Annotated in this window: 9 protein-coding genes and 2 pseudogenes; 9 read left to right on the top strand and 2 right to left on the bottom strand. The window is 42.8% G+C overall.

The window, feature by feature from the left end; all coding sequences use genetic code 11:
* Positions 1-153 precede the first annotated feature (153 nt).
* From IM473_RS05910 to IM473_RS22685, 9 genes and pseudogenes are all read left to right on the top strand, one after another.
* Positions 154-312 (top strand): CHAT domain-containing protein, encoded by a 159-nt coding sequence (locus IM473_RS05910; protein ID WP_287656733.1) that lies wholly within the window; start codon positions 154-156, stop codon positions 310-312.
* Positions 313-763: 451 nt separating this feature from the next.
* On the top strand, positions 764-1045 hold the full coding sequence (locus IM473_RS05905) for a hypothetical protein (RefSeq protein WP_287656732.1): 282 nt from the start codon (positions 764-766) through the stop codon (positions 1043-1045).
* A 111-nt stretch (positions 1046-1156) separates the two neighbouring features.
* On the top strand, positions 1157-1447 hold the full coding sequence (locus IM473_RS05900) for a UPF0175 family protein (protein WP_008203693.1): 291 nt from the start codon (positions 1157-1159) through the stop codon (positions 1445-1447).
* Positions 1431-1925 (top strand): PIN domain-containing protein, encoded by a 495-nt coding sequence (locus tag IM473_RS05895; RefSeq protein ID WP_002780146.1) that lies wholly within the window; start codon positions 1431-1433, stop codon positions 1923-1925. Before IM473_RS05900 ends, IM473_RS05895 begins: the two co-directional genes overlap by 17 nt.
* Positions 1926-1952: 27 nt before the next feature.
* On the top strand, positions 1953-2174 hold the full coding sequence (locus tag IM473_RS05890) for a hypothetical protein (RefSeq protein ID WP_287233903.1): 222 nt from the start codon (positions 1953-1955) through the stop codon (positions 2172-2174).
* Positions 2153-2554, top strand: a complete 402-nt coding sequence (locus IM473_RS05885; RefSeq protein WP_287690381.1) for a type II toxin-antitoxin system VapC family toxin — start codon at positions 2153-2155, stop codon at positions 2552-2554. Before IM473_RS05890 ends, IM473_RS05885 begins: the two co-directional genes overlap by 22 nt.
* 310 nt (positions 2555-2864) lie before the next feature.
* Positions 2865-3515 (top strand): DUF3782 domain-containing protein, encoded by a 651-nt coding sequence (locus IM473_RS05880; RefSeq protein ID WP_002802065.1) that lies wholly within the window; start codon positions 2865-2867, stop codon positions 3513-3515.
* Positions 3516-3626: 111 nt separating this feature from the next.
* A pseudogene (locus IM473_RS22485) lies at positions 3627-3722 on the top strand (DUF3782 domain-containing protein); the annotation flags it as partial.
* 37 nt (positions 3723-3759) lie between these two features.
* Positions 3760-3837 (top strand): annotated as a pseudogene (locus IM473_RS22685) (DUF3782 domain-containing protein); the annotation flags it as partial.
* Between the two features lie 250 nt (positions 3838-4087).
* Here IM473_RS22685 and IM473_RS05870 read toward each other — a convergent pair.
* A complete protein-coding gene (locus tag IM473_RS05870) occupies positions 4088-5899 on the bottom strand; it encodes a proline--tRNA ligase (RefSeq protein WP_287656729.1) in 1812 nt (603 codons plus the stop codon).
* A 472-nt stretch (positions 5900-6371) separates the two neighbouring features.
* Positions 6372-9011 carry a cation-translocating P-type ATPase gene (locus tag IM473_RS05865; RefSeq protein WP_287656728.1) on the bottom strand — a complete coding sequence of 880 codons (2640 nt, stop codon included), beginning with the start codon at positions 9009-9011 and terminating at the stop codon, positions 6372-6374.
* Positions 9012-9066: the final 55 nt, after the last annotated feature.

The raw sequence follows: 9066 nt of genomic DNA, 5'->3' as shown, positions 1-9066 counted from the left end.
TCTAAGACTTTCTGGTATAGTTCACTTATCATTTTCGTTATTTAGGTCATATATAGTAAATATGACTTATCTTTTTTGGGAGTCTGTGTCTGTATTCCATGCTACATAAGCTTTTCAGCTTGCTTGTCCCCCTGTCAGCCATCTGACGAGTTAATGATCAATTTTCATAAAAATCTTCAGAATGATCCAGACAAAGCCAAAGCATTACGGCAAGCAATGTTAAACACCATGAAAAAACATGAAAATCCTGGCTTATGGTCTGCTTTCGTTTTATTTGGAGAAGCAGAAAAACCAACTAATGCTTTAGATTAATCACTTTAGTCCCTTTAATCCTTCATTTTGGGGGGAGAGGTCGCCTTAAGAGAAGTGTATCAAAGTATTAAGGATGTTAGTCGGTGGCGGAAATAATTCCTCTTATGATGTATAATCATAGACCGTAGCGGATAAGGTATTCAACCGCTCTAAAAACCTAGCTATCTAATCGATAGGCGCACCTTGAAAACTAGAGTTATAGGGTTCCATAAAGGATTGCTTTTATGGGTAAAAGCTCTAAGCATCAAGTACCAGAGAAACCAATTATTTTAGAGGTTTTGAACTGTATCGTAGGGCATACGAGAACAGGCTTCTGTAAGGTCGCGAAAGTCTGAGGAGAGACTCGCCTCTGGGTTAGATACCGCAAGGGGTCTGATTTAAGCGAACTCGTTGAGCCAGAAATTCCAATCAGTGATGATAGAAGAATCCACGTCCGTTCACGGCGCGGAGTATGTCAACTGAAATCTTACCCGAAGCCTTAGCCACAGCTAGAGCGATTGGGAATGAATACCACCGTGCAGAGGCATTACAAGGATTGACTAAGGTGTTAACGCCTGCCAATGTTGACCTATCCTTATGGGAAAAAACCCTTCAGGCTTTGGGAACTCTCACTCGTTCTAATTTCCTCGAAACTATTCCCAACTTAGCGCCTTTAATCCTTCATTTTGGTGGAGTGGTCGCCTTAAGAGAAGTCCATCAAGCAATTAGAGAAGTCAGCCGCTGGTGGAAGTGATTGCCCTGTCTCGTTTTAACCACAATCTCCAGCTTCGAGTCAAAAAAGCGATGGTGAATAGATCTATTATTCTTGCTAAAATCAAGAAAAACAAATTATTTTTAAACACTCATGAGCATTAATGTAACATTTCCCGAAGAACTCCTCATTGCTGCCAGAGAAGAAAAAGAAGCATTCTCTCGTAAAGTCATAATTTATACATTAGGGCATCTTTATCAAGAAGGAAAAATTTCAGCAGGAATCGGCGCACAAGTATTAGGATGCGATAAATATACATTTTATACACTTCTCTCTGAGTATGGTTTTTCCATTATTGATTACACAGCAGAAGAATGGGAATCAGAAATACAAACCAGCCGTAAATTAGCCCAAAAAATCCAAGAGAATGAAGATAATTGTTAATTCTACACCGATCATCGCCTTATCTTTGATTAATCAATTAGATCTTCTTAATCAGCTATTTAATGAAGTGATTATTCCTTGGGCAGTTTATCAAGAAATTGTCATCGCTGGAGATAATAAACCGGGGGCAAAAGAACTCAAAAATGCCAATTGGATTCAAGTTCAAGAAGTTGCATCATCATCTCCTCTTGAACCGCTATTACTAGGATTAGATCGAGGAGAATTAGAAGTTATTCTCTTGGCAATTTCAATCAAACCAGACTGGGTAATTATAGATGAGAAATTAGCAAGAAGAGTTGCCAAAGCTATGGAATTACCCGTCAAAGGAACATTAGGAATTCTCTTGGTTGGTTTTTATGCAGGTTATCTATCTAAACAAGAAATTTTAGATTTATCACAACAGTTAGTTGATTATGGAATTCGTATTAGTTCTCCGATTCTTAATTGGCTAAAAACAGAATTAGACAATGATCATTAATATCAAATCAATACAAAATAAACTACCATGAAACAACTAATCGTACACATTCGTGACCAAGAAAAAGCAGAAACACTCTCTAAAATTTTAACTGCTTTAGATTTTGTTGACTTCGTAGAAATCATCGAAGATCAAACAACATTATCTGATAACGAGCAAGACTTCTTTGCCCTAGCAGGACTGTGGGAAAACAGAAATATCACGCCTGAATCTATCCGTCAAGCAGCATGGCGAGAAGAAAAACGATGATTTTATGTGACACCAATATCCTCATTGAATTCTATAAAAACAACCATAGAATTATCGAAGAGCTTCGCCATATTGGACTAAATCAACTAGCCATTAGTTCCATTACTCAAGCCGAATTATATTATGGAGCAATCAATAAAAATGAACTCAACAAAATCAAAAGACATCTCGGATTACTACATACCTTTCCTGTAGATGTCGCAATATCCAATCAATTTATTAACTTAATGGAAACCTACTCCCTCAGTCACAAACTCAACATCCCTGACGCTATCATTGCCTCAACAGCATTAGTGCAGAATATTAAGCTATATACATTGAATTTGAGAGATTTTTGTTTTATTCAAGGCTTAGAACTCTATGATCTGTCAAATGAATAACCCATCAACGTTAGCATTTTCCAGCGTTCAGCGAACCAGTCATGAATTAGTCAAAAAATCAAAGAGAATGAAGATAATTGTTAATTCTATTCCCAACTTAGTCCCTTTAATCCTTCATTTTGGGGGAGAGGTCGCCTGAAGAGAAGTGTATCAAAGTATTAGGGATGTTAGTCGCTGGTGGCGGTGATTCTTGTTCTATGAATTAGCCTCCGCCTTATCCAATTGAATCAGCAGTCTGCTCCCCAGTGTCTTCGACAAGCACAGAAATCCGATAACATAGTTAATAGGTGACATCGGGAAAAAATCATCTATGACGACTACATCAGAAGACGTATGGCGAATCTTAGCCGAATTAGCGACTGCTCAAGCCGAATTGACTGCTGCTCAAAAAGAAACTGACAAACAACTCAAGGAAACTGACCTACTATTGAAGGAAGTTAGTCAACAACAGAAGGAAAACGCCCAACAAATCAAGGAAACTGACCGACAACAGCAGAAAACTGACAAACAACTCAAAGAATTAGGTCAGCAAATTGGGGGACTCGGGGCAAAATTCGGCAGCTTTACCGAAGGACTTGCTCTCCCTTCAATGGAAACGATTCTCAGACAACGGTTCGGCATGAAAGTTGTTAGTCCCAGTGTGCGAGCCAGCGAAGATGGACAACACCTAGAAATTGATGTCCTTGCCTATACTAATGGTGAGTTAAATACTGCCTATATCGTCGAGGTTAAAAGTCATGCCAGAGAAGAGTCTATTACACAATTAAAAAGTATTTTGCAACGGTTTCGCAGCTTTTTCCCTGAACACAAAGATAAAAAACTCTATGGCATATTAGCGGCGGTTCATGTATCCCCAGGATTACGCGAAAAAATTCTGCAAGAAGGGTTTTATGTGGCTCGGATTCATGACCAAGTGTTTGAACTCGATATTCCCGATAATTTTCAACCTCAAATCTATTAAAAATTTAGATGTGATTGCTCTCTTCCCCACAGGAAAAAACACTTTTTTCTTCATGAATAGGAAGAATTTAGTAAAATAGTAATAGAACAAATCAGAGGAAAAAAATCATCTATGGCAACTACATCAGAAGACGTATGGCGAATCTTAGCCGAATTAACTGCTGCCCAAAAAGAAACTGACAAACAACTGAAGGAAATTAGTCAACAAGGGAATAAATAATCAGTTTTTAATAACCAGATTTAGTATAAAAAGTGTTTTGCAACGTTTTCGCACCTTTTGCCTCGAACACAAAGATAAAAAACTCTATGGCATATTAGCATCCCAGGGTAAGCGCATCCTAACAATCCTTGACAAAATGAACTTTATGTGGGTTGCCTACCCAGAGGGCAATTCAGGCATATTTGAGTAGAATTTGCCATCTCAATTGTTAAGCAACAATCGACCAAATAGGTCGAGTTCGTAACTATTCTGATTGACTGGTACTTGAGATACCCTTTATGATAGGAGGTCCCCCGACTCATATTCGATCATCAGAACCATAAACAGGCAAAATTATCTGTATATTTAATCACTTAATCAGAAGCATTTACCTTTGAAATAGCAGTTTTTAAATAGGAAACCACCTCATTAATTGCTACTTCTGACGCTTTTTTACTGGCTCTTTCGACTAATTCCACCTTACCCGATTTGAGAGATTTACCCGTGACAATGCGATAGGGAATCCCAATTAAATCCGCATCTTTGAACTTAACACCTGCACGTTCATTCCGGTCATCTAAAAGGGTTTCAATGCCCGCTTGATTTAACTCATTGTATAAACTTTCAGCGGTTTTTACCTGCTCGGCATCGGCTAAATTAGGAATAACCACAATCGCTTGATAGGGGGCAATAGCTACGGGCCAAATAATGCCATCTTTATCGTAGGATTGTTCTACGGCTGCCTGGGCTAAACGCGATACTCCTATACCATAACAACCCATACAAATGGGGGTAGATTCTCCCGCTTCATTAGTATAAAAAGCATTCATAGCTTGAGAATATTTATAGCCCAATTGGAAGATATGACCGACTTCAATTCCTCTGGCACTTTGCAAGGTTTGATTAGGATCATGAATAGCTCGATCGCCTACCCGGGCCTTGCGTAGATCGACGATTAATTCCGGTAAGATAAAATCCTTACCCCAATTGGCCCCCACTAAATGAAACCCGGTTTCATTAGCACCGGTGATAAAGTTTTCTAAGTCTGTCACCGTGTTGTCTGCTATGCGTAAAAACTTAGGAGCTATATCGCTGGCTTTTTTGAGTAAATTATCTTCTAAGTCGGGAGCAATATAACCTAAAGGTAAAGGTTTAGTTGCCCATTGCTGTTGAGCGGCAGCATCGGGTATTTTTAAAGCTAAAATTGTTTTAGCATTGTAACGGCCTGCCTGTCTAACTAATTCATTTTGTAGTTTAACTTCGTTGACCTCTTGATCGCCGCGAATATGCAGTAAAACTAAAACAGTTATGCCGCTATCATAAACCACTTCGTAGAGAACATTTTTGACGATAGCAGTGGCAGAACAATCGAGAAATTTAGCTAAACTTTCGATCGTGTTGGTGTTAGGAGTTTCTTTTTTAGCAAACTTTTTAAAGGGAGAAGCCACTTTATCTGCTGGCAAAGAAACGGCTTTTTCCACATTAGCCGCATACTTTTCATCGGCGGTAAATAAAACCTCATCTTCTCCGGCATCAGCTAAGACCATAAATTCTTGGGATGCGGAACCGCCAATCGCTCCAGAATCGGCTTCTACTGCCCGAAAAGCTAACCCACAACGGCGGAAAATATTGCGGTAAGCTATATCCATCGCTCGATAGGTTTTCTTTAAACATTCCTCGTCGAGATTGAAAGAATAGGCATCTTTCATAATAAATTCTCGCCCCCGCATTAAACCAAAACGAGGGCGAATTTCATCGCGAAATTTAGTTTGAATCTGATATAAATTAACCGGTAATTGTCGATAGGAACGAATTAAATCACGAGCGACGGCAGTAATTACTTCTTCGTGAGTCGGTCCTAATCCTAACTCCCGCTTTTGCCGGTCTGTCAGGGCAAACATAATCCCTTCTGCTTTTGTGTAGGTGTCCCAACGGCCTGATTCTTGCCAGAGTTCTGCCGGTTGCAGTTGGGGAAGTAAACATTCTTGGGCGCCGGCTTTATTCATTTCTTCCCGGACTATCTGGGAGACTTTCTGCAAAACCCGCCACATCAGGGGTAAATAGGCGTAAATGCCGCTGCCAATGCGACGAATGTAACCGGCACGCACCAAGCATTTATGACTGGGGATTTCCGCCTCGGCCGGATCTTCCCGGAGAGTGACAAAAAGCTGTTGAGAGAGTCGCATCCTATCGATATCCTTTTGAAAAGAAGACTTTCTATTATCTCATCAAAGGAGAGCGACTGCAATGAGCAATTACTTGTGTTGACAAACAATAACAGCGATCAGTTTACCGATTCTCAGGTATTTCCCCTCACAACTTGAGACTGGTTGGAGACGCATTGAACTCTAGTTCCAATTGCCTAACTCCCTTGTTCTCTACTCTAGGAAATATGAGCGTTCAGGTTGATCGCTGTTATCGTCGTTATCGAGACAGAATGTAACTTTAACAGGGTTTACTCCTTTGTGAACTTGACCTTATAACCTTGCCAGTTGATCTGTCAGGGAAGCTTTTTTCTTTAGCTTCAATTATTAATATAACATCGGATTGGAGCTAGAAGTCTTTCTCTTAATCAAAGTTTACATTACTGGGATCAAGGAAAAGCCTAGATGTTTTGACGCTTAACCGACCATAACTCTTATTATTCAAAAATTATTTTTAGGTGTTCATGTTCCGACGGCTCCACAGTTTTAGTCCTTCAAACCAGAAAATACTGACAACTCCAGAAACTAAGCTGACCAGCAAATCATCAGTATGTAGAAATGAAAAGCCGAACAGGTGTCTTAGCAAGGGAACATAGAGAACTAATCCCAAAAACAGCAGTCCACCGCCGATCACCCACCACAAAGCCTGATTAGGAGCTTGGAGCGTTTCTGGGATCGTTCGTGACCAGGAACGATTGGTTAGGATCATAGCGAGGTTGGAGATAATCAATGTCGTAAATGCTAAGGCACGAGCATCAAATTCACTATTGCCGTTGTTATAGGCGATCGCGAATACAATAACCAGTACCACTAAAACGCTGGTTCCTTGAAGCAAGGCTAATCGCAACGTCCGACGACTGAACAAGGGTTCTTTGGGATTGCGGGGGGGGCGACGCATAATATCGCTCTCTGCCGGTTCAGCTTCAAACACAACCGTGCAGGCCGGATCGATAATTAAGTGTAGAAAGGCAATGTGGATGGGGAGTAGCACCAAAGGCCAGCCAAACATGACTGGAATCAACGACATACCGGCGATCGGAACGTGAACGGCCAAGGTATAGGCCATCCCCTTTTTCAGGTTGTCAAAGATACGTCTTCCTAGTTTGACCGATTCGACAATGGACGAAAAATCATCTTTCAACAGGACCAAATCGGCAGACTCGCGCGCTACATCCGTACCTCGTTCACCCATGGCAATGCCGATATGGGCAGACTTGAGGGCCGGGGCATCGTTGACACCATCACCAGTCATGGCCACAATTTCCCCGGAGCGTTTCAGTGCATTGACAATCAATAGTTTTTGTTCGGGGACGACACGGGCAAAGATATTGGTGCTTTGAATGCGATCGCGCAGTTCCGACTCACCCATTTGCTCCAGTTCCCTGCCGGTGATCACCTTGTCTAAAGGCCTGAGTCCAATCTGACGGGCAATGTTCTGGGCTGTTACCGGATAATCACCCGTAATCATGACAACGCGAATTCCCGCACCATAGCATTCGGCGATCGCAGGTGCAACAGTAGGGCGCACGGGGTCTTCCAGGCCGATGAGTCCGACAAATTCAAACTCAAAGTCGTGTTGTTGCACAGGTAAGCGATCATCAGATTCTAAGTAGGCTAGAGGCTCGGATGACTCAAGAGCGTGGGTTTTGGGTAATGTTCCCATTTTGCGTCCTTGGGCGACTCCCAGAACTCGCAAACCCTCTCCGGCCATTGCCTGGATCTGTTCGACAAGCTCCTGTTGTTGAATCGGGCTGAAATGGCAGAGATCAGCGATCGCTTCTGGGTCCCCTTTTGCCGCAACGGTAAGCTCCCCCGTCAGGGATTCCCAGACACAGGACATGGCCAAGAGATCGGTGGACAGGGGATATTCGCGCAGTAGTTGCCAATCGCTATGCAGGTGTTCAGTCTTGGCCAGGTAATCCCAACCAATTTGCTGCAACGCTTTCTCCATCGGGTCAAAGGGATCTTTGCGACTCGCTAGAATGCCAAACTCGATCAGGGGATGAAGGACTTCGGGCAAGGGTTCGCGCTCGTGGAGCGTCACATCGTACAGATAAGCATTGGAGCCGCTGTAAACCAACAATTGTTTGACGGCCATTTGGTTCAATGTCAGGGTTCCAGTCTTATCGACACAAAGAACGGTGACAGAACCCAGGGTTTCAACCACTGGAATGCGACGAGTTAATACCTGTTTTTGCGAGAATCGCCACGCTCCCAGAGCCAGAAAGATGGCCAGCACCACCGGAATTTCATTGGGCAAAATTGCCATCGCCAGGGCTAATCCTGCCAAAAAGCCATGCAACCAATCGGCCCGGGTTAATCCATAAATCACCACCACCGCCGCACAAATGGCCAGCGCGATCATCGTCAATTTACCGACAATGCGACGGGTTTCTTTTTGTAAGACCGTGTCTTCCGGTTCAACCGTTTGCAGAGCTTTGCCAATTTTTCCCATTTCAGTATGTATGCCCGTTGCTTGCACCTGGGCAATGCCCTGCCCTTGCACCGCAAGAGTGCCAGAATAGACAGTGGGTAAGTCGTCTCCACCCGGTCTCAAGGTGGCTGAAAGTTTCTCTGGGTCTTCTTCTAGCTGGATGGTGCGTTTCCTGACCGGAACAGACTCTCCGGTTAACAGCGATTCATCAATCGTCAAGTGAGTGGACCACAGCAAAATCGCATCCGCAGGAACCCGATCGCCCTCCTCCACCACGATCAAATCGCCCTCTACCACTTCTCGGCCGGCAATCCGCTGCCGCTCCCCATCTCGAATCACCAAAGCCCGAGGACTGGATAAGTCCCGCAGTGCTTCTAGAGAACGTTCCGTTTTTTGCTCTTGGTAAAGATTGATGCCAATAATAAAAAAGACAAACCCCAATAAAATCAGAGCTTCTTGTGCATCACCCAAAAAGAGGTAGATGACACCACAGGCAATCAGGAGCAATAAAATCGGCTCTTGGATAATGTCTAGGGCGATGGTTAAAAAAGTACGATGCTGAGTTGAGGGGAGTTCGTTGTAGCCGTGCTGTTTCAAGCGATCACTAGCTTCTTGACTAGACAACCCGTTAAACTGCCTATTTTGTATAGGTGCAACCATAACACTCACTTAGGTTTTTCACACAAGCTATTCTCGCATATAGAGAGTAGGTAAT

The sequence above is a fragment of the Microcystis sp. M015S2 genome, assembly GCF_020245945.1.
Lineage (GTDB): Bacteria > Cyanobacteriota > Cyanobacteriia > Cyanobacteriales > Microcystaceae > Microcystis.
This window is presented reverse-complemented; position numbering and strand designations above follow the sequence as displayed.

Excerpts from the sequence above, each read along its gene's own strand:
- IM473_RS05910 (WP_287656733.1), top strand. The coding sequence starts at position 154 with ATGATCAATTTTCATAAAAATCTTCAGAATGATCCAGACAAAGCCAAA.
- IM473_RS05905 (WP_287656732.1), top strand. The coding sequence starts at position 764 with ATGTCAACTGAAATCTTACCCGAAGCCTTAGCCACAGCTAGAGCGATT.
- IM473_RS05900 (WP_008203693.1), top strand. The coding sequence starts at position 1,157 with ATGAGCATTAATGTAACATTTCCCGAAGAACTCCTCATTGCTGCCAGA.
- IM473_RS05895 (WP_002780146.1), top strand. The coding sequence starts at position 1,431 with ATGAAGATAATTGTTAATTCTACACCGATCATCGCCTTATCTTTGATT.
- IM473_RS05890 (WP_287233903.1), top strand. The coding sequence starts at position 1,953 with ATGAAACAACTAATCGTACACATTCGTGACCAAGAAAAAGCAGAAACA.
- IM473_RS05885 (WP_287690381.1), top strand. The coding sequence starts at position 2,153 with ATGGCGAGAAGAAAAACGATGATTTTATGTGACACCAATATCCTCATT.
- IM473_RS05880 (WP_002802065.1), top strand. The coding sequence starts at position 2,865 with ATGACGACTACATCAGAAGACGTATGGCGAATCTTAGCCGAATTAGCG.
- IM473_RS05870 (WP_287656729.1), bottom strand. The coding sequence starts at position 5,899 with ATGCGACTCTCTCAACAGCTTTTTGTCACTCTCCGGGAAGATCCGGCC.
- IM473_RS05865 (WP_287656728.1), bottom strand. The coding sequence starts at position 9,011 with ATGGTTGCACCTATACAAAATAGGCAGTTTAACGGGTTGTCTAGTCAA.